At 67.7% G+C, this 20,097-nt stretch carries 22 protein-coding genes; 11 read left to right on the plus strand and 11 right to left on the minus strand.

The window, feature by feature from the left end; genetic code table 11:
• Positions 1-2 precede the first annotated feature (2 nt).
• Genes AORI_RS66485 through AORI_RS66495 form a run of 3 tightly spaced genes read right to left on the minus strand, consistent with a single transcriptional unit; the run spans position 3 to position 1,722 of the window.
• Positions 3-467, minus strand: coding sequence for an SRPBCC family protein (locus AORI_RS66485; RefSeq protein WP_016335425.1), 465 nt, complete (start codon positions 465-467; stop codon positions 3-5).
• Positions 464-1,174: an anti-sigma factor family protein gene (locus tag AORI_RS66490; RefSeq protein WP_016335426.1), complete on the minus strand. Its 711-nt coding sequence runs from the start codon at positions 1,172-1,174 to the stop codon at positions 464-466. Before AORI_RS66490 ends, AORI_RS66485 begins: the two co-directional genes overlap by 4 nt.
• The gene (locus AORI_RS66495) at positions 1,171-1,722 is read right to left on the minus strand and encodes a sigma-70 family RNA polymerase sigma factor (protein ID WP_016335427.1); all 552 of its coding nucleotides are present in this window, start codon (positions 1,720-1,722) and stop codon (positions 1,171-1,173) included. Before AORI_RS66495 ends, AORI_RS66490 begins: the two co-directional genes overlap by 4 nt.
• A gap of 260 nt (positions 1,723-1,982) precedes the next feature.
• On the opposite strand from AORI_RS66495, the gene AORI_RS66500 reads away from it, so the two are divergent.
• Complete coding sequence (locus AORI_RS66500; RefSeq protein WP_016335428.1) at positions 1,983-2,624, plus strand: fibronectin type III domain-containing protein; 642 nt, start codon at positions 1,983-1,985, stop codon at positions 2,622-2,624.
• 25 nt (positions 2,625-2,649) lie between these two features.
• On the opposite strand, the gene uvrA is transcribed toward AORI_RS66500, so the two are convergent.
• Together uvrA and AORI_RS66510 are read right to left on the minus strand one after the other, a co-directional pair.
• The gene (uvrA, locus tag AORI_RS66505) at positions 2,650-5,505 is read right to left on the minus strand and encodes an excinuclease ABC subunit UvrA (RefSeq protein WP_016335429.1); all 2,856 of its coding nucleotides are present in this window, start codon (positions 5,503-5,505) and stop codon (positions 2,650-2,652) included.
• Positions 5,506-5,582: 77 nt separating this feature from the next.
• On the minus strand, positions 5,583-6,806 hold the full coding sequence (locus AORI_RS66510) for an acyltransferase family protein (RefSeq protein WP_016335430.1): 1,224 nt from the start codon (positions 6,804-6,806) through the stop codon (positions 5,583-5,585).
• A gap of 107 nt (positions 6,807-6,913) precedes the next feature.
• Between AORI_RS66510 and AORI_RS66515 the strand changes: the two genes are divergently transcribed.
• Positions 6,914-7,591 (plus strand): MBL fold metallo-hydrolase, encoded by a 678-nt coding sequence (locus AORI_RS66515; protein WP_043848225.1) that lies wholly within the window; start codon positions 6,914-6,916, stop codon positions 7,589-7,591.
• Between the two features lie 176 nt (positions 7,592-7,767).
• Here AORI_RS66515 and AORI_RS66520 read toward each other — a convergent pair whose 3' ends face one another.
• The 3 genes from AORI_RS66520 to AORI_RS66530 are packed head-to-tail and all read right to left on the minus strand — an operon-like array spanning position 7,768 to position 8,824.
• Complete coding sequence (locus AORI_RS66520; protein WP_043848226.1) at positions 7,768-8,172, minus strand: type II toxin-antitoxin system VapC family toxin; 405 nt, start codon at positions 8,170-8,172, stop codon at positions 7,768-7,770.
• A complete protein-coding gene (locus tag AORI_RS66525) occupies positions 8,165-8,443 on the minus strand; it encodes a type II toxin-antitoxin system Phd/YefM family antitoxin (RefSeq protein WP_016335433.1) in 279 nt (92 codons plus the stop codon). Before AORI_RS66525 ends, AORI_RS66520 begins: the two co-directional genes overlap by 8 nt.
• Before the next feature lie 33 nt (positions 8,444-8,476).
• Entirely contained in the window at positions 8,477-8,824 is a 348-nt protein-coding gene (locus AORI_RS66530; protein WP_016335434.1) for a hypothetical protein, read from the minus strand.
• A 57-nt stretch (positions 8,825-8,881) separates the two neighbouring features.
• Between AORI_RS66530 and AORI_RS83705 the strand changes: the two genes are divergently transcribed.
• On the plus strand, positions 8,882-9,031 hold the full coding sequence (locus AORI_RS83705) for a hypothetical protein (RefSeq protein WP_158509139.1): 150 nt from the start codon (positions 8,882-8,884) through the stop codon (positions 9,029-9,031).
• Positions 9,032-9,082: 51 nt separating this feature from the next.
• Here the strand turns inward: AORI_RS83705 and AORI_RS66535 are convergent, their stop codons facing one another.
• Positions 9,083-10,267 (minus strand): hypothetical protein, encoded by a 1,185-nt coding sequence (locus tag AORI_RS66535; protein ID WP_016335435.1) that lies wholly within the window; start codon positions 10,265-10,267, stop codon positions 9,083-9,085.
• Between the two features lie 187 nt (positions 10,268-10,454).
• On the opposite strand from AORI_RS66535, the gene AORI_RS83925 reads away from it, so the two are divergent.
• From AORI_RS83925 to AORI_RS66570, 8 genes are all read left to right on the plus strand, one after another.
• A complete protein-coding gene (locus tag AORI_RS83925; RefSeq protein WP_167337775.1) occupies positions 10,455-10,622 on the plus strand; it encodes a hypothetical protein in 168 nt (55 codons plus the stop codon).
• Between the two features lie 39 nt (positions 10,623-10,661).
• Entirely contained in the window at positions 10,662-11,681 is a 1,020-nt protein-coding gene (locus AORI_RS66540) for a DUF6734 family protein (protein ID WP_016335436.1), read from the plus strand.
• Between the two features lie 79 nt (positions 11,682-11,760).
• The gene (locus AORI_RS66545) at positions 11,761-12,255 is read left to right on the plus strand and encodes an AMIN-like domain-containing (lipo)protein (RefSeq protein ID WP_016335437.1); all 495 of its coding nucleotides are present in this window, start codon (positions 11,761-11,763) and stop codon (positions 12,253-12,255) included.
• Positions 12,256-12,445: 190 nt separating this feature from the next.
• Positions 12,446-13,159, plus strand: coding sequence for a HEAT repeat domain-containing protein (locus AORI_RS66550; RefSeq protein ID WP_016335438.1), 714 nt, complete (start codon positions 12,446-12,448; stop codon positions 13,157-13,159).
• A gap of 38 nt (positions 13,160-13,197) precedes the next feature.
• Entirely contained in the window at positions 13,198-13,884 is a 687-nt protein-coding gene (locus tag AORI_RS66555) for a hypothetical protein (RefSeq protein ID WP_016335439.1), read from the plus strand.
• 159 nt (positions 13,885-14,043) lie between these two features.
• Entirely contained in the window at positions 14,044-16,944 is a 2,901-nt protein-coding gene (locus AORI_RS66560) for an alpha-L-fucosidase (protein ID WP_016335440.1), read from the plus strand.
• A 46-nt stretch (positions 16,945-16,990) separates the two neighbouring features.
• Entirely contained in the window at positions 16,991-17,794 is an 804-nt protein-coding gene (locus tag AORI_RS66565) for a MerR family transcriptional regulator (protein ID WP_016335441.1), read from the plus strand.
• Positions 17,791-18,786, plus strand: a complete 996-nt coding sequence (locus AORI_RS66570; protein WP_043848974.1) for a BtrH N-terminal domain-containing protein — start codon at positions 17,791-17,793, stop codon at positions 18,784-18,786. The genes AORI_RS66565 and AORI_RS66570 overlap by 4 nt, the downstream gene beginning before the upstream one ends.
• Here the strand turns inward: AORI_RS66570 and AORI_RS66575 are convergent.
• The gene (locus AORI_RS66575; protein ID WP_016335443.1) at positions 18,768-19,559 is read right to left on the minus strand and encodes a DUF1684 domain-containing protein; all 792 of its coding nucleotides are present in this window, start codon (positions 19,557-19,559) and stop codon (positions 18,768-18,770) included. The two genes, AORI_RS66570 and AORI_RS66575, sit on opposite strands and share 19 nt — an antisense overlap.
• 37 nt (positions 19,560-19,596) lie before the next feature.
• Positions 19,597-19,938 carry an antibiotic biosynthesis monooxygenase family protein gene (locus AORI_RS66580; protein WP_043848227.1) on the minus strand — a complete coding sequence of 114 codons (342 nt, stop codon included), beginning with the start codon at positions 19,936-19,938 and terminating at the stop codon, positions 19,597-19,599.
• Positions 19,939-20,097 lie beyond the last annotated feature (159 nt).

The raw sequence follows: 20,097 nt of genomic DNA on the forward strand, positions 1-20,097 counted from the left end.
GCCTAGCGCCCCAGGTACCCCCGCAATCCGTGTTGCCCGCGCCGCATCATGAGCGCGTGGTTGATCCGGAAGACCGGCCTGGCGACGCGATCGAGCTTGCGCAGCAACGGTTTCCGCGCCTCGACCTCCTGCGTGATCTCCAGTCTGGTGCCGCTTCCCACCGCGACCAGCGCACCGGCCAGCGTCCCTTCGAGGTCACCGCTGAGCAGCACTCGCAGCCGTCCCTCACGCTCGTCCTGGCGGTCTCGGTGCATCCGTACGGTCAGCGCGTACGGCAGCCTGGAGCGGCAGACGAGTTCGGCGGTGTCGTCGTCGACCCGGCTGACCGAACGCACGTCGCGCCACCACAACGGATACGCGGCCAAGTCGACGACCGCGTCGAAAACCGCCTTGGGCGACGCGGGCAGCACCCACGTGTCGCGGAAGCGGTACCAACCGCCTCCGCGACCCGTGAGTGAACCCGTCATGCCTGCGCCGACACCAGGTTCCGGCCGTCCATCGTCACGACCTCGACCGAGGCCACGTCGCCGGGGGCGACCAACGCGGAACCGTCGACACCGGTGCCCTCACGCTGTCCCTTCTCCGAAACGAGCCAGCTGCCGGCGTTGACCCGCTCTCCGCTCTTGGTCACCACGACGAGCGCGCACTTCTCGCCTTCGCGGACGCCTGTCGCCTTGGCGTGCAGCCGCACCCAGCCCGCGGCCGGAACCACCCGGACCGCCAGCTGCACACCCGTGTCCCGGTTGGTCGCCGCGAGGTCGCGGGTGCCGGGCACCGGGGCGGTCGCCGTCGGCACCGGCAGAGCCACCGTCGACGGTTCGGGCGAGGTCTGCCGTCCGACCAGCACACCCGCGCCGAGCGCCACCACGACCAGCACGGCCGCACCGGCGACGGCGAGGAACCGCCGCGGTTTGCGCTCCTGGGCGCCCTCTTCTTCGCGAACCTGACGCAGCGTGCGCTGCAGGAGCAGATCTCCGCCATCGGGAGGTCCTTCGAGGAACGCCTCCGGCGGCACCTCGTCGAGATGGTGGCGCAGCTCCGACAGCTCGCGCACCTCACGACGGCACGTGGGGCAGTTCGCCAGATGCGTCTCGAACGTGGCCGCTTCCCCCGGGGTCAGGCCGCCCAGGACGTAGGCGGCGAGCTGGCCCTGGTCGTGTCCCACCGCACTCATCGCGCTACCTCCTTCCCGGGTCCGGACATCACGGCTCTGAGCGCCCGTAACGCGTAATAAGATCTCGACTTAACGGTACCCGGGGCCACGCCCAGGGACTTCGCCGCTTCGGCCACCGTCCGGCCCCGGTAGTAGATCTCCACCAGTACCTCACGATGTTCCGTGGACAGGCCGTCCATGGCCCCGAGCACGGCCATCGAGTCCACGACGCTCTGCGCGTGGTCCCGCTCCACCGCCGGGGTGGGCACGCCTTCCGCGGGCTCCGCCACTTCCGGTGGCCGCGCCGCCCTGGCCCGCGCGCGGTCGGTGATGATGTTCCGGGCGACCGTGAGCAGCCAGCCCCGCACCGATCCCTTCGCGTCGTTCTCCAGATCTTCGGCATGTTTCCAAGCCCGGACCAAGGTCTCCTGCACGACGTCCTCCGCGGCCGCGCGGTCCCCGGTCAGCCTTGTCGCGTACGCCAGCAGGCTTCGCCCGTGTTCGGCGTACAAGTGCCGGACCAAGTCCTCGCCTTTGGCCTTTTTGGGCCGCCAGCCTCCGATCGCCACTCGCGTCCTCCCGACGGTCTTCTGGGTCGGCGAGGACAGTACTGCAACCCGCAGGGGCAGAGTGGATCGTTCGGCGCGCGCCGCGATCGAACTGTGCATCGGCACCGGCCTCTCCTCGGTTCTCCATGGCCGCCTCCTCTTGCCTCCCACACGGACGGCCGGGGGATGCGGTTCAACCGGGGTCTTGTCGATCATCGGACGCGCTCGTATGCTGACGCCTCCGGATTCCGCCGCCGCCTGATTCCCGGGAGGGTCTCGGCGTGCCAAGGAAACTCGCGGCCGTTCTGCTGGCGGTCGCCTTCGTCTCGGGCTGCGGCGACGAGCCCGGTTTCACCGCGACGCTGACGGATCCGGTGAACGTCGACCTGAGCTGGCCCGACGACGATCCGGCCGCCGCGGGGCGGATCGTCGAGTACACGACCGATCCGCACGGCGAGTACACGATCCTGCAGTTCGTGCCGCCTCGGCAGACGACGTACCGGCATCCGGATCTGATGCCGGAAACGCGGTTCTACTACCGGATCCGGCCGTTCTACGGCGCCGTTTCGGACGCCGTGACGGTTTCCGGCCCCGCGACCCCCGCCGCCGCTTCCGGCCCCGCCGTGCCGCTGCGGGCGGGCGATCGATCGGCCGCCCCGGCTTCGTTCCGGGCCGAGCCGGCGCCGGAGGAGATGGTGAAGTTCAGCTGGGCCGATCGCTCCAGCGACGAGGACGGCTTCCTGGTGGAGATCAAGAAACCCGGCGCGGCCGAGTTCGTGCCGATCGAGGTGTCCGATCCGGGGACGACATCGGCCGGGCTCGCCACCATGCCGGGCGAAGAAGGCGCCTCGTATCGGCTGCGCGCCTTCTACTACGGGCCCGCTTCTCCGGTGCTGGACCTCGTGAGTGGTAAGGACGGTTAGAGCCGTCCTTACCACTCACGAGCCCCTACGCGAGAACGGTCTTCAGGAACTGACCGGTGTAGCTCTCCTCCACCGAAGCGACGTGCTCCGGCGTGCCCTCCGCGATCACGGTGCCACCGCCGGAACCGCCCTCGGGGCCCATGTCGATGATCCAGTCCGAGGTCTTGATGACGTCGAGGTTGTGCTCGATGACGATCACCGTGTTGCCCTTGTCCACCAGCCCGTTGATCACGCCGATCAGCTTGCTGATGTCCTCGAAGTGCAGACCGGTGGTCGGCTCGTCGAGGATGTAGACCGTCTTGCCGGTGGACCGCTTCTGCAGTTCGCTGGCGAGCTTGACGCGCTGCGCCTCACCGCCGGACAGCGTCGGCGCGGGCTGCCCGAGCCGGACGTAGCCGAGGCCGACGTCGACGAGGGTGGCCAGGTGCCGGTGGATCGCCTTGATCGGCTCGAAGAACTCGGCAGCCTCCTCGATCGGCATGTTCAGCACATCGGAGACGGTCTTGCCCTTGTAGTGCACCTCGAGGGTCTCGCGGTTGTACCGGTCGCCCTTGCAGACCTCGCACGGGACGTACACGTCCGGCAGGAAATTCATCTCGATCTTGATCGTGCCGTCACCGGCGCAGGCCTCGCACCGGCCGCCCTTGACGTTGAACGAGAACCGGCCCTGCTGGTAGCCGCGCACCTTCGCCTCGGTGGTCGCGGCGAACAGCTTGCGCACGTGGTCCCAGACGCCGGTGTACGTCGCCGGGTTGGACCGCGGGGTGCGGCCGATCGGCGACTGGTCGACGCGGACCAGCTTGTCCACGTTCGCCAGCCCGTTCACGCGGGTGTGCCGGCCCGGGACCTGGCGCGCTCCGTTGAGTTTGTTCGCCAGCACGGTCGCGAGGATGTCGTTGACCAGCGTGGACTTCCCGGAACCCGAGACGCCCGTGACCGACACGAGGCAGCCGAGCGGGAAGGCCACGTCGAGCCCGCGCAGGTTGTGCTCGCGCGCGCCGACGACGGTCAGCTGCCGCTTCTTGTCGACCGGGCGACGGATCGCCGGGACCTCGATCTTGGTGCGGCCCGAAAGGTACGCGCCGGTGATCGAATCCTTGTTCCGCAGGATCTTCTTGTACGGTCCACTGTGGACGATGTGGCCGCCGTGCTCGCCGGCGCCGGGGCCGATGTCGACCACCCAGTCGCTGGAGCGGATGGTGTCCTCGTCGTGCTCGACGACGATCAGCGTGTTGCCCAGATCCCGCAGGCGGACCAGCGTCTCGATCAAGCGGTGGTTGTCTCGCTGGTGCAGCCCGATCGACGGCTCGTCCAGCACGTACAGCACGCCGACCAGACCGGAACCGATCTGCGTGGCGAGCCGGATGCGCTGTGCCTCGCCGCCGGACAGCGTCCCGGAGGCGCGGTCGAGCGAGAGGTAGTTGAGGCCGACGTCGAGCAGGAAGCGCAGCCGCGCCTGGATCTCCTTGAGCACCGCGCCGGCGATGACCTGCTCGCGCTTGCCGAGCTCCAGCTCGTCGAGGAACCGCGACGCCTCGGCGATCGAAAGGGCGCAGACCTCGGCGATCGACCGGTCGCCCTGGGTCTTGTGCTCCAGGGTGACGGCGAGGATCTCCGGCTTGAGCCGCGTGCCCTGACAGGCCGGGCACGGCACCTCGCGCATGTAGCCCTCGTACCGCTCGCGCATGTACTCGGACTCGGTCTGCTCCTGGCGCCGCTCGAGGAACGGGATGACACCCTCGAAGCTCGCGTAGTACGACCGCTGACGGCCGTAGCGGTTCTTGTAGCGGACGTGGACCTGCTCGTCGACGCCGTGCAGGACGGCCTTCTGCACCTTCGCCGGCAGCTTGCGCCACGGCGTGTCCATGCGGAAGCCGATGGTCTCCGACAGCGATTCGAGCAGGCGGATGAAGTAGTCCGCGCTCTGGCCGCCGGCCCACGGCGCGATGGCGCCCTCGCCGAGGGACAGCTCGTCGTCCGGGACCACGAGCTCCGGGTCGACCTCCTTGCGGACGCCGATACCGGTGCAATCGGGGCAGGCGCCGTACGGGGCGTTGAAGGAGAACGACCGCGGCTCGAGGTCCTCGATCGCCAGCGGGTGGCCGTTCGGGCAGGCCAGGTTCTCGGAGAAACCGCGCACACGATGCGGGTCGTTCTCCGGCAGGTCGACGAATTCCAGCTCGATCAGGCCGTCGGCCAGCCGGAGCGCCGTCTCGACCGAGTCGGTGAGGCGCTGCCGCGAGCTGGTCTTCACCGAAAGCCTGTCGATGATGACGGCGATCTGGTGCTTTTCCTGCTTCTTCAGCTTCGGCGGGTCGGTGAGCGGGTGGATCGTCCCGTCGACCACGACGCGCGCGTAGCCCTGCTGCTGCAGGTTCTCGAAGAGGTCGAGGTACTCCCCCTTGCGCCCGCGCACGACCGGCGCGAGCACCTGGAAGCGGGTGCCTTCCTCCATCGCGAGCACCTGGTCGACGATCTGCTGCGGGGTCTGCTTGCTGATCGCCTCGCCGCACTGCGGGCAGTGCGCCTTGCCGGCGCGGGCGTAGAGCAGGCGCAGGTAGTCGTAGACCTCGGTGATGGTGCCGACGGTCGAACGCGGGTTGCGCGAGGTGGACTTCTGGTCGATCGACACCGCGGGCGAGAGGCCCTCGATGAAGTCGACGTCCGGCTTGTCCATCTGGCCGAGGAACTGGCGAGCGTACGCCGACAGCGACTCGACGTAGCGGCGCTGCCCTTCGGCGAAGATGGTGTCGAAGGCGAGGCTCGACTTCCCGGACCCGGACAGACCGGTGAACACGATCAGGCTGTCGCGGGGCAGGTCGAGATCCACACCGCGGAGGTTGTGCTCGCGGGCGCCGCGAACAACGAGGCGATCAGCCACGCCAGGGTCCCTTCAGGTTTCATTCTCAGCTGCGGTCGCCGGCCCGGTCGATAGCTGCACGGGCGGCCGCTTCCATGCTACGAGGCACCACCGACAGAAACTGGTTCCGAGTCCTTGACCTGCGGTTTTCCAGGCTTATCGCGTCGATCCCGGCGAGCGGTGAGCCACCGGTGGACCGGCCGTTCCACGCCAGCGGTGATCGCCCAGCCTCCGAGGACGGCGGCGGCCAGCACGATGGGGAGCCGCAGCCAGCCGGGGACGCCGACGTTCAGCAGGGCACGGGCCAGGATGTAACCGAGTTCCTGGTGCACCAGATAAAGACCATACGAGATGCCCGCGAGCCAGGTGACAGCCGGGGCGACCCTGACGAGACCGGGGAACCGCCAGTCCGGCCCGCGCGCGGCCAGGCACACCAGCAGCAGCATGATCGCGAAACCGATGGCCGACGGCCAGCGCTCGGGGTCGTTCGGCAGGGCTTGGTGGAAGGGGAAGACCTGCAGGTCCTGGGCGGCACAGGCGGCGAGCACGAACAGCGCGAGATGCCAATTCGCCAGCCGTCGTTTCGCCCACAGCCAGATCGCGATCCCAATGGCGAACACGTGGACCCGGTGCAGGCCGAGGCCGTAGTAGAAGGTCTCCACGAGCTTCGGCGTGGAAACCGGGTCGAAGACGACGAACCGGAGGAAGAGCGGGACCAGGATCAGCGCCCAGAGCAGCGCGACCGTGAGCCGGTGGGTGCGCCACCGGCGTGGCCACAGCAGGGCCGCGGCGGTGAACGCGATGAGCTGGACCGGCAGCGTCCAGTAGGCGCCGTCGAGGTAGTAGAAGAGTTCGTACCGCCAGCCCCATTCCTGGACCATGCCCAGGTTGCCGAGCAGATCGGCACCGGTGGGGACGTACCAGGGCGACGGGTCGGTCGGCGGGCCCTGCGGGACACCGAACAGGAACCCGGACAGGCCCGGCGGGAACGGCAGGCCGCTGAACCGGATCGTCGCGTACCGGGCGACGACGTAGGTGACGATCACCGCCACCAGGTACGCGGGCACCAGCCGCGCGACCCGGTTCCACAGCCACCGTCCCGGCCGCCCCTTGCGCAGGCTCGCGCACACGAAGAAGGCGGAAATCACCAAAAGGATGGCGGCACCGAACTGGGCGGTTACCCGAAAGGGGTACCCCACCAGTTCCGGATGCAGAAGCGCCCCCTGATGGGTGACGTGTCCGAGCATGACCGCGAAGACGGCGACCACGCGAAGGACGTCCCAGCTGATCTTGCGCGGGGTGCGCGGCGAGGCGTCGGGCACGAGCGTCCTGTGGTTCGGCTGGCGGGGCGACGCGAGCCTACGTCGTGCACCTGTGCGCCGCCTGTGCGGGTGGAACCGATTGCAGGCGGACGACTACCGTGTGCGGCGTGAACATCGTCGAGACCTACACCGGGCATGTCGACCCCGGCGGCGACGCCGCCCGACGCACCCTGGACGCGCTCACCATCACGAAGCTGTCGGTCGGCCCGATGGACAACAACGCGTATCTGCTCGTCTGCCGCGCCGAAAACGAGGCGCTGCTGATCGACGCGGCGAACGACCCGGAACGGATCTCCGACCTCATCGGCCACGGCCCCGACAGGCCCGCGCTGAGGACCGTCGTGACCACCCATCAGCACCAGGACCACTGGCAGGCCCTCGGCGCCGTCGCCGGCGCGAACGGCGCGAACACCGCCGCCCACCCGCTGGACGCCGAGCCGCTGCCGATCCCGCCGGACTTCCTCGTCGAACACGGCGACACGCTCAAGGTCGGGCAGATCACTCTCGAGGTGATCCACCTGCGCGGCCACACGCCCGGCTCCATCGCGCTGCTGTACCAGGACCCGAACGGACACCCGCACCTGTTCACCGGCGACTCGCTGTTCCCCGGCGGTGTCGGGAAGACCGGGTCGCCTTCGGATTTCACGTCGCTGCTGGACGATGTCGAGACGCGGATCTTCGGCGAACTGCCGGACGAGACCTGGTTCTATCCGGGGCACGGGGACGACTCGACGCTGGGTGAGCAGCGGGGGCACCTGGCGGAGTGGCGCGAACGCGGCTGGTGAGCTGACGAGAGCAGCCTGAACGAACAGGGTCGCCGGAGAACCGGCGACCCTGTTCTGTATCCGCGAATGGGTTGGCAGCTGTCCCGACGAGAATCTGCGACCGGAAGTAATTCCATCGGCTCGCACGCGGACGATCCAACGCCAGGTTTCGCACTGCCCGCGGGGACCTGAGCAGTTCAGATGGCAACGACCTCGACCATGCCGCCCAGACCCTTGAAGTCGTCTTCATTGCGAGTGTAGAGCGGCAGTTCCCGCGAGGACGCGATCGCGGCGATCATCAGATCCATCCGCCGGGGCTTCGGATCCCGGTTCGCCGCGAGAACCAGCGCGACCAACGTTCCATAACGGGCGGCCGCGTCGCCATCGAACGGCAAGGGAGCGAAGTCGACGATCGCGGCACCGAGCTTCTCAGTGCGCGCAGCGCGGACCGCGGGCTCCTTCGCCATCGCCACTCCTTGATGGAGCTCAGCCATGGTGATCGCCGTGAGTTCCGGCATGCGAGGCAAAGCCGACGGCTCGAGCAGGCCAAGGTCGATGTAAGTACAGGTGTCGAGCACACCTGCCTCGTGCCGCTCAGCCACGACCGCGCTCCCACACGTCGCCGGAATCGACACGATCTTCGGTGCCGAAGAACTCGTCAGCCTCTTGCCGCATTTGGGCCGCCGCGACCGCGGGCAACCCTCGATGCTTTTGGACGAGTTCCTCGGCGGTCAGACGCCGCCTACGAGATATCGGCCGCAGCTCAGCTACTTCGACACCGTTACGAGTGACGTGGTAGACCTCGCCGGCCTCGACGGCATCCATGACGGCAGCGGAGTTGTTGCGAAACTCGCGCTGGGTGATCACCTTCATGCCAGCAAGTGTAGCCACCTGTAGCGCATCGAGCTACACGCGACCTCTGTCAGCCTCGGTCGCGGCAGGATCGTGGATCCAGCAGACCTCCCCGGTGGCCGGTATCTCTCCCAAGGTCTTGATCTCGCAGGCCAGCCGCCCCAGAATCTCGCTCTTCGACCCCTGCCAGGCCACGAAGCAGGGTTCCCCGTCGACCAGATCGCCGGGGACCGCGCCCCGGTCGATCAGCGTCCCGACCACGGACAGCAGCGCGGCGGTCATCTCGGCGAAGGTCGCATCCGGACCCGCCTTCATCTCCGCCACGACGACCACGACCGAGAGGCCGACGCAGCCTTCCCGTGCGTACTTGAGCAGAGGCTCCAGATCCTCTTCATCAGCCATGTCCGACTCCCCGAACCGTAGGCGCCCCAGGGAAAAGCCACCGCCACCCTAGCGGGAGTGGATCTCCACACCGAGCACACCCCGTTACCAACTGTCACCCTCAGTGCCGATAGGTTGCGCCGCGTACTCAAGGCACCAAGGGAGGTTTCGATGACGATCCATGGCGACGACGGCAAGGGCAGCGGCGGCGGCAACACCGGCAATTAGCCACCAGCGGCCGGAGCGGGCCACATCGATCGCGTATGCGGCCCGCTTCGATCAGGGCTGGGGCCAGCGAAAAGCGATGCCATACTCCTCCCGCGGGTGACAGGGTCCCAGAAACGTGTGCTCGACGACGCCTCGCCGAATTTCGAGCAGACGCCGATCACCGGCGGGCGGCCGGACCAGGCGCTCGTAGTCGGTCTGCTCCGCATACCACCAGCAGGCCTCCGGAACGCAGTCGTCGAACGTGATGCTGATGCTCAGACCTCCGGTCACCTTGCCCTCGCCATCGACGACACCCGGCGCGATCCCGTGATGGTCGACGTCGACATTGATCCAATACCGTTCCTCGTCCGGATCGTCTTCACATGCGAGCGAGATGAACTCGTGCCGCTCCCCTTTGCGCAGCGGTTTCGGGAAACGAAGATCCACGATCATCGGGTCTCCCGGCTGGGCACCCGGCGAAGTCTCGACATGGCAACCGAAGATCGCTTTGACGGGAATGGACGCCAGATCGCCGGTCCACCCCGTCAGAGCCCGCGCCATATAGCCACCCACTCCGTCCTCGCGAGCGACCACGTTTCTCACCGTCAGCCTCCGATGGGCTGTCCTGCGCCGCATTTCCACGGCCACCAGCAGACGCTCCAGGAACACCGGCTGCGCCCCGCCCGAGGGTGTCCGGCCACCGGATGCCCTCGGCTCCGGCGAAGTGGCCCGAGCGATTTCCACATAAGGCCGCCAGGCCTCGCCGTCGACCGCGAGTATCGCGAGATCCCTTGCCAGGCAAGGGGCCAGCTTGTCGCTCACCGCTCGCCTCCAGGCCTTGTGCATCGGCGTCGTGGTCGTCGGCGGCGGATCCCCGAACACACCGCGCAGCTCCCTCAATTGACCGAAACGGTCGTCCAGGGTCGCCTTCCACTCCCGCTCCCCTGTCCGGAACGCGGCGCACAAAGTGTTGCGGCGCCGGGACTCGGCGGTCGATCCGATCTTCGCGATCTCGTCGAGGATCAATCCCCAGACCGCGAGAGCCCGTACTTCCGGGGCGGCCGTGGTCATCGAAGCGGTCGGCCGGACCAGGCAATCGAGCACGGCGGCCGATTCGCTCGCCGGGTCTTCGATCGCGTACCGCAGGAACCTGAGCGGCCGGCCGTCCTTACGGACCGCGAGCCAGCGCAGCGCGGCCTCGACCGCGGCGACCGGAGGCGTGCCGTCGAGACACTCCCCCTCCAGCTGGATTGTCACTACGCCCTCCGTGAATCGTGGCGATGATCGACAATTCGCGACGCGGCGGGAAAACGGCCGACGATCAGAGAGCCCGCACTCGACGACAAGAAACTCCTCCTGACCGTGAAAGATCAGAACCGGCGAAGGTTTCGCCGGTCGTCGCGCCCTACGGTGTACTAGTACACCACACGCGGAGGGTTCGACAATGGCCAAGAAAGCCTCTGACAACGAGCACGACGTAATCGTGAAGCTGCTCAAGGCTTCACTGGCCGGTGTGGGAGGCCTCTATCTGGTCACCGGATCCTTCGTCGTGACGACTCTCGGCACGGCAACCGCGGTCACCGTGCTCTACCTCAGCGGATTCCGCCGCTAGCCGGTAACGTTCGACCGCCCCGGCCCGAACCACTCCGCGATGCCGTACTACGGATACGACCCCGGCACAGCGGTCGCCATCGGCGGCCGCCTGCTCGCGCCCGGGATCCCCCGGCACGCCGGATACGGCGAGGTCGTCGAGCCGGGCTGGCGTCCCCCGCTGGTCCGCGTGGTCCGTCCGGGTGACCAGGCCAAGCACCCGATCCGCCGGGCGGTCTGGTCGTTCTGGAGTACTCCGTACCGGCGGCGGCACGGAAGACACTGGCCCAGCGACTTCTTCCACGCGCTGTCGTGGATCCTGTCGTTCCGCCTCGCGTCCCGCCTCTTCCCCGCGACCGCGTTGGTGACCGACGACTGGGGGTACGAATTGCTCGTCGCCCGGCTCAGGCTGCCCTTCGACGACGTTTCCCTGTCGCTGAACGGGCTCGCCGGGCAGCACCCGTCCTGGTGGGCGCTCGGGAAGTTGCACGCGTACCGGGAGCAGCGCGAACCGTTCCTGCACATCGACAACGACGTGTTCCTCTGGCCGGGCTTCCCCGCGGACGGGCTTGACGGGGAGATCGTCGCGCAGAATCCCGAGCACGCACCGGCTTCCGATGCCGGCTACTACCGGCCGTCGGCCGTCGCCGCGGCGATCCGGAGCACCGGCGGGTTCCTGCCGGAGGAATTCCGCGACTACACCGGGGAAGCCGCGCTGTGTACCGGAATCGTCGGCGGCACGGCGGTTCCTCTTCTCCGCCACTACGCCGATCTCGCCATCCGCATGGTGGAGTCGGCCGAGAATCGGACGGCCTGGCAACGGCTCGCGCCGCTCGAGGACTACAACCTCGTTGTCGAGCAATACCTTCTCGGCGCGCTGTGCTGGGGTGGCGACACCGTCGACGTGCAGTGCGTCTTCGGCTCCCAGGACGAAGGCTACCGGGAGGAAGACCGGGGATTCACACATCTCATCGCCTCCGCGAAAAGCGATCTCCGTTACCTGCATTCGCTCGCGCGGCAAGTGAAAAACCATTTCTCAGCCGACTTCGAGATCGCTCGACGGCTATACGGCGATCAGTAACGATAAGGCGAAGAATACCAACCGCCTCGGCGAACCGGACGTCTTTCCGTAACCAACTCTCCGGCAGGAGGTCATCGCCATGGCCATCAACCTCCGGCGCGCGCTCGGAGCGCTCGCCGCCACCTCCCTCATGCTGACCGGCGCCATCGCCGCGGCCGCGCCCGCTTCCGTCGCGGCAGCGGCGATCCCCACCATGACGGGGATCCGCACCGGCCAGAACATCGGGTTCGACCGGGTCGTGCTCGACCTGACCGCCGGCCCGGCACCCGCCGTCCGGTACGACCTCGTCGACGAGCTGATCGCCGACGGCTCGGGCGAGATCGTCTGGCTGACCGGGGAATTCTTCGTCGCGGTCACCGCTACCCCGGCCGCCGCGCACGACGACGCCGGGAATCCCACCTATCCCGGTCCGCAGAAGTTCCGGACCAGGAATCTGCGCAACGTCATGGCGGTCGCGGTCACGGGCGACTATGAAGGCACCTTGTCCATCGGCCTCGGCGTCCGGTCGAGGACGGCGGTCACCGTGTTCACGCTGACCTCGCCGAACCGCGTAGTCATCGACGTCCGTCATTGACCACGAGCGGGAATCCGTGAAGACTTTTCGCCTGCCGCCGCATTTTCGGTGAGCAAAATCCTTTTCGGATTCCCGCGGTGAAAATCCCGTTCTGCCCCAACGGGCGGTTTTTCGGAAAACCAGGTATCTGCCGCCGGGGATCGCGTTCCTTCCTTCCGTCAGCATCACCGCCGCTGCGAAGGAGAACCTCATGCCGACCCCACGCAATCCCGACACCCCGTCCTTGGGCCCGGGTGGCGACAACCTCGAAGCGGGCCCTGGCAGTTCGGGCCTGGGAAGCTTCTCGAACAGCGAAATCGGCGAACTGGTCACCCAGGCCGCCGAAACCATGGCCGCTTCCGGCGAGGACGCCGAGCGCAATTACCAGCGAAGCCTCGATCGGCTTCGCGAGCGCGCGGACGACGTCGTCCCGGCGCTCGGCGCGCAGTACGACGCCCTGTCCGAGGAGCAGTACCTCGAACGCTGGGGCCTGGTCCAGCTGCTCACCGACCTCCGGCACGCCGCCGCCGTCCCCGCGCTCGAAAACGTGCTGCGCCAGCCGATCCCGCCGGAGCGTTCCGACGACCCCGCACACGGGATCAGCACCGTCGGCGAAGAGGTGATCATCCGCACCACCGCCGTGGAAGCGTTGGCGCGCTTGGCATCCGCCGGGGACAGCGCGGCGAAGGAGCTGCTGTTGCGGCAGGTCCGGCACGAGGTGTTCACGGTGCGGCGGGCGGCGGTGCAGGCCATCGCCGAGACCGGGGACACCGAGCTCACCGCCCGCGTGCGCGAGGAGCTCAGCGGCACCGAGGACGAGCGCCTGCTGAACATCCGGCGGGTCGACGTCCGCGGTGTCCCGCAGGCCGTCGGCGGCCGGTACGTGAAGGACCAGCGGACCGACGACGTGCCGCCGCCCTCCTGAACCAGAACGAATTCCTTACTACAGACAGGTGATCTCCGATGGCCACTTGCAGCTACACCGTGCCGGACAAGAACGTGACCGGGGACAATTTCTACGGTGCATCGATCTGCAATCAGACCTACATCGACTATTTCTGGAACACCTACGGCTTCTCGGGCAACAAGGAGTACTGGGACGACGGCTTCGGCTGGGAAGACGCGTGCAACACCGACAAGCCGCTGGCCCGGACGTTCAACGCGTGCTACCTCCTGACCTATTCGGCCCAGGACTACGAGAACGACGCCTATTCCGGGGCGATGCTGAACTGGGCACGCCGCTACGTCCGCGACAACTGCGACGACCTCCGCTCGCTCTGCGGTGACGGCAGTGCCATCGCGCGCTCGTTCAAGGGGGCGTTCGTCGACGACCGGATCGAGTTGTATCTGGGTTTCTGGTACTCCAAGGACGTTCCCGGCCGCGCCGAGACGCTGATCCACGAATCGCGCCATCAGGGCGGGAAGCCGCACAACGCGAACTTCCCGGCGGGTTCGGTCTTCGGCGCCGGAAAGAGCGGCGCCGACTCCACCTGGGGTTACGAGGGCGCCTGGATGTACGGCGCGCTGTACCTGTGGTGGTTCTACGCCCAGGGCGCCCGCACGACGTCGGCGCTGCGTGAACGGGCCCGCCAGCGCGGGAACCTCGTGATCGACAACGCCTTCGCGACCCATCCGGGCTTCAACATCTGAATCACGACCGGCATGGCCCTCTCGTACTGCAGACGAGAGGGCCATGTCCACGAAATACCTCGGATGACTACACTCATGTTCCGCTCATCGGGGCTTGACCACCACGATTTCTGCCGCAATCATCGGATCTCTCGGTAACCATGCCCCGGATGAGAGCGGATGGTCATGAGAGTTCACCGCGCTACCTGGCTCGCCCTGGTCCTCGCCCTGCTGGCAGGCCTGCTCACCACGACTCCGGCGAGCGCGGAAGTGCACCATCCCCGCCAGAAGTGGCTGCGCGAGGCCACCGCGGGGCTCTTCCTCCACTGGGGCATGTTCACCGCGCCACGCCAGACCGACTGCGCCGCTTGGGAACGCGCCGTCACCGAAGGCGGCTGGAACGCGGACTACTGGGTGGACGAGGCCCGCAAGCTCGGCGCCTCCTACATCGTGCTGGCCACCTTCCACAGCAGGCTGGGCTACGCGCGGCCATGGCCGTCGGCGATCCCGGGCAGTTGCTCCACCCGTCGCGACCTCCTCGGCGAACTCGTCAAGGCAGGCAACGCGAAGGGTGTCCGGACGATCCTCTACATGACCGATGATCCCCAGTGGCACAAGGAAACCGGCGTCGAGTCGCTGGATTCCGCCGCGTACTCCGCCTACAAGGGCAAGCAGGTCGACCTCACCACCCGCCGGGGCTTCGGCGAGTACAGTTACGACCTCTTCCACGAGGTCATGGACCGCTATGCGGACCTCGCCGGATTCTGGATCGACAACGACAACGAGTACTGGGAAAAGAACAAGCTCTACGAACAGATCCGCGAGAACCGCCCGTCCTGGTTGCTGAGCAACAACAACGAGGACACCCCGATCATGGACACGGTCAGCAACGAGCAGAAGACCGGTATCACCCCGTCGTACGACTATCCGCAGGCCGCCTTCACCCCGATGCCGAGGCTCACCGAAGCCGACTACAAGCTGCCGACCAACGGTGGCTGGTGGTACGACGGCACCGATCAGGCCGTCGATTTCCGGCTGTCCACCGGGCGCTACATCGCCAACGCGGGTTCGTCGATGAAGTCGCTCATGGCCGAAACCCCGATGGTGAACGGGAAGTTCCCGCCGCAACAGGAGGCGTACAACAACTTCATGGCGAGCTGGGTGCCGCCGATCAAGTCCTCCCTGCAGGGCAAGGAGGGCGGCGGCTACATGTACGGAGGGATGCAACCCGGGTTCTGGAACGACGGCGCGCACGGCGTCATCACCGTCGAGCCCGGCGCCGGAACGCAGTACCTCCACGTCGTCACCCGGCCGCGCACCGACCTGCTCCGCTTGCGCGACAACGGCTACAAGGTGACCAGGGTGTCGGACGTGCGCACGGGGAAGCAGCTGCGGTTCAGTCAATCCGGCGGCTATCTGACCATTGTGGACATCAAGGACTGGGACACCTACGACACCGTGTTCAAGGTGGAGACGGCCGGGCAGCGGGGCTTCCACGACTCCCGGACGATCAAGGCGACCGCTTCGTCCGCACGCGAAGGACATCCGGCGTCGAACCTCGTCGACGGGAACTTCGAGAACTACTGGGACGCCGACGGCAAACAGCCGGTCTCGGTGACCTTGGACCTCGGGAGGCGGCGGACCGCGGCCTACCTCGCGGTGAATCAGCGCGAGATGTCGCCGACCCACGCCCGCGAATCGTTCGGCAGGCCGGAGGACTCGGCCCGGATCAAGGACTATCGCCTCTACGTCAGCGACGACGGGCGGAACTGGGGTGAGCCGGTCCGCACCGGCGCGATGCCGAGCGCCCGCGGCGTGCAGTTCATCGACTTCGGCGAACGGCAGACCCGGTTCATCAAACTCGAGGTGCTGAACACCTGGTCGGGACCGCAGGCGAAACCCTTCTACCGGCAGTTGGCCATCGACGAGGTCAAGGTGGCGTACGGCTACCCGAGTTCGGTTCCGGGCGCGCAGGGTCCGCTGGAGGCCGAGTCCTCCCGCAACGATCACGACGGCCGTGCCCACCTGGGCCACTGCTCGTCCTGCTCCGGATCGTTCCAGGTCACCGGCCTCGGCGGGGGTCCGCGCAACTCGGTCACCTTTCCGGCCGTGATGGCCGCCGAAGCCGGAAGCCACCGGCTTCAGCTCGACACCACGGGTGGGCCCGCGACCTCGGTGGCGGTGAGCGTCAACGGCGGTGCCCCCGTGGAGACCGCGATCGGCGCCGGAACGCCGGGAGTCGTGGCGTCGACGGCGATCCCCGTCGCGCTGAACGCCGGCACCAACAGCGTCAAGGTGTTCAGCGACGCACGCTCGGGGCCGGGCCTCGACCGGATCGCGATCGCTCCCCTGCCGCCGTCGTCCTACACGCCGAAGACGACTCTGACCGTCGAACCCGGTGGCATCCAATGGCTCTCGACTGGACAGCAGTCCTTGCGGGTGACGGCGAAGCTCCGGCTCGACGCCGATGACGCGATCGGGAAGGTCTCTCTGGCCCCGGTCGTCCCGGCGGGCTGGACCCTGCGGGGTGCCCCGGCCACGGCGGAGTCCATGCGCGTCGGGGATGAGCTGGAAGCCTCTTGGACGCTCGTCTCCCCCGAAGGCGTCACCACGGCCGACATCCCGGTCACCGCGTCGTTCGAGCTGCTCGGACGGGCGAAAACGGTGAGTAAACCGGTCCGGGTGAGCCCACGACCGGCGGACCGGGTCTTCATGCGGGAGGCCGAAGACTCGGCGAACGACGTCGGCGACGCGGGCGTCACGAACTGCGGCGTGTGCTCGGGTGGCCAGAAGGTGCGCAACATCGGCGGCGACCCGGGTTCGGTCGTGCGCTTCGACGGCGTCACCGTGCCCGAGACCAGGCGATACACCCTCTACATCGACTTCACCGTCAACGGGCCGCGCTCGTACTTCGTCACGGTCAACGGCGGCACGCCGATCGAGGTGAAGGTCGACGGTGCCGGCAACAACACCCGGCTCACGACGTCCTTGCCGGTCGAACTGAAAGCGGGGCCGAACACGATCGAACTGGGCAACGACCACGCGTCCGCGCCGGATCTCGATCGGCTGTCACTGGGGTGAGGTACCGGCTTGACCCTCTCCCGGGGAGAGGGTTCAGGCTGGTCCCATGACGACCTTGATGCCGATCGGCGTGTTCGCGCACGCCACCAGGCTGTCGGTCCGCGCGCTGCGGAACTACGACCGGATCGGGCTGCTGGTGCCCGCCGTCACCGACCCAGGCACCGGGTACCGCCGGTATTCGCTCGACCAGTTCGCCCGCGCGGGGTTGATCCGGCGGCTCCGGGAGCTGGAAGTGCCGCTGGCGGAGATCGCCGGAATCCTGGACGCGGGCGACCCGCACGAGGTGAAGGCGGCGATCAAACGGCATCACGACCGGGTGGCGGCGCGGGCCGCGGAACTCGCGGCGATCAGCGACGAACTCGACTCCGTGCTCGCCGAACCGACGCGATGGCTGCACGTCTACGAGCGTGTGCGCGCGCCGCAGCAGATCGCCCGTCTGTCGATCCGGACTCCGCTGAACGGCCTGGCGGAGCTGATCGGGCCCGCGTACGCGCGGCTGTTCGCGGCGCTCGACCTGCAGGGGATCAGGCCGTCAGGGCCGCCCGGGACCCGTTACCTCGCCACCGATCCCGACGAGTTGACGGCCGAATTGTTCGTGCCCGTGGACGAACCGGTGCGGGACGACGGCGACATCGGCGCCGCCGAGCTTCCCGGTGGCCTGCTGGTGGCGACGATTCACGAGGGTGGCTACGAGAACGTCGAGACCGCGTACCGGTCACTCGGCCGCTGGATCGCCGAACGCGACCGCGTCCTCGCGGGGCCCGCCGAGGAGTTGTACCTGGTGGCGCCCGGACCGTCGGTCGCTCCCGAGGCGTACCGCACCGAGATCGCGTGGCCGGTGGCCTCGTGATCCTCGACGGAATCAAGACCACGGGCGGGGAGCACTGCGAGACCAGCACACTCGACGTCCTCCTGCGGCACGCCGGGATCGAGCTTTCCGAGCCGATGCTGTTCGGACTCGGCGAAGGCCTCGGCTTCGTCTACTGGGACGGGAAGAACCTGCCGTTCCCCTTCCTCGGCGGGCGCGCCAAGCCCGCCGAGATCACACGGAAGCTGACCGACCGGCTCGGACTCACCTTGCGGGTCAAGGAGACGTCGTCGGTGCGCACGTCGTGGCGCAACGTGGCCGAGGAAATCGACGCCGGGGCGCCGGTCGGCCTGCAACTCGACTCGTACCACCTGGAGTACTTCACCTCGAAGGTCCACTTTGGAGGGCATTTCGTCGCGTTGTACGGCTATGACGACGAGCGGGCCTTTGTCGTCGACACGGCCCAGCAGGGTGGCGCGGTCTCGACATCCTTGGCGAGCCTGGAACGCGCCCGCGCGGAGAAAGGCCCGATGACCGCGAAGAACCGTTCGTTCACCATCACCGCGGAGGGGCCTCTCGTGCCGCTTCCGGACGCCATCCGGACCGCGGTGCGGGCCAACGCGGCGGAGTTTCTCAACCCGCCCATCGCGAACCTCGGATATCGCGGTATCGGCAAGGCCGCCGTACAGGTGCGGAAATGGCTGGAACGCAGCGACGATCCGGCTCGCGACCTGCCGCAGGCGGCGAGCCTGATGGAACGGGCGGGCACCGGCGGCGCGCTCTTCCGCCGGATCTACCGAGACTTCCTCGAAGAGTGCACGAGCCTTGTCGACGACGCCGGTCTCCATGCCGCGTATGAGAAGTACCGCGAAATCACTCCACTGTGGACCGAAGTCGCGCGCTTGTTCACACAGGCAGGGGAAACCGGCGAAGCCCGACCGCTGAACGACGCGTCCGCCGTCCTGTCCGAGCTGGCCCAGCGCGAACAGGAGGCGATGACGGCGCTAGCGACGGTTCAGGGTGTGCGTTCGTAGGGCAGTTTCTCCCCCGCTTCCACCGCGAACGGCAGATCGTTGCCCGCCGGCGGCAACGGGCAGGTGGCGAAATCGGTGAACGCGCACGGCAGATTCGTCGCGCGGGTGAAGTCGAGGACGACCGACCCGTCCTCGGCGGGCTCGGGTACCGCGAGCGACCGGTTCGCCGCGTACGTGGTGACACCGCTCGTGGCGTCGGTGAACAGGATGAGCAGACCGTCCTTCTTGCCGTTGAAGGCGGTGAGCGTGTGCTCCGCGCCGTCGTGCTCGAAGCGCACGATGCCCGGGGAGACGTAAACGTGGCTGAGCCCTTCGACGACCGCTCCGACCGTCGTCGGCCGCGGTTCGTCGAAGGGCTCGAAGGTCCCGGACAACACCCAGGCCTCGTCGGGCTCGTACGCCGGGACACCGCGGAAAGCGTTGAGCACCGGCGCCTTCGGGTCGTGCGTCCGGATCAGATACCCGCCCCGACGCGCCACCTCGATCTCGATGTCACCGGCGACGACCCGGGTGGTCGCGCCGCTGTTGACCAGCTCGAAGCGGCGGACGCCGGTGACGCGTTCGCCGTCGTGCGAGAGGTCCGCGCCCTGCGGGTCGAGGTACGCCGCGTCAGCGTCCTGCCACCACAACCCGGGCAACCCCTCGTACGCGCGTGGCTTGTCCTCCAGCCAGTCGAGCGAGACCAGGGCGAGCCAGCCGAGCGGATCGGCGAGATCGCGCTCGCGCTGGGTCTTCCAGTCCTGCCAGTCCCGGGTGAACGTGTCTGTGCTCATCGCCGATTCCTTCCGTGACCTTGCGCGTTCTCCCTGGTCAACGGACTGGCGGCGGTGATATTTCCTGTCCCGGTATGTGGTCGCCCGTGACACCCTCCTCGGCCGAGACCAGCTCGGCGATCGGCGCGAAGAAGGCCTTGATCCCCGGCAGGTTCGCGCCCTTCTCCCTGGACGCCGCGAAGTCCTCGGAGGAACGCCACCACACGACGTCGAGCCAGGTCTCCTCGTCGACCCGGATCAGCTGGGCGTCGAGGAACCCCTCCCGGTCGGCCCGGAAGTCGGCGACCATCGCGGGGCGGGCCTGGAGCAGTTCGTCCGCGCGGTCGGCGGGGACTTTGAAGCGGGTCAGTTCCACTGTCGTCGTGGTGCCTGTCGTCATGGTGTGGATGTTAGGTGACCGCTGTTCGCGTTCGGCCGGTTACTCGCTTCGCGCTTGCCGACTCACCGGGTGCATTTAGTCGGCTAAATGCGGTGCGCTTTCTTTGCGTGGCCTCCGCGTGGGGCGATATCACCCTTCAGTGTTGTTAGTGCGGTTTCG

Origin of the sequence: Amycolatopsis keratiniphila (assembly GCF_000400635.2) — a bacterium.
In the GTDB taxonomy this organism is placed as follows: Bacteria; Actinomycetota; Actinomycetes; order Mycobacteriales; family Pseudonocardiaceae; genus Amycolatopsis; species Amycolatopsis keratiniphila.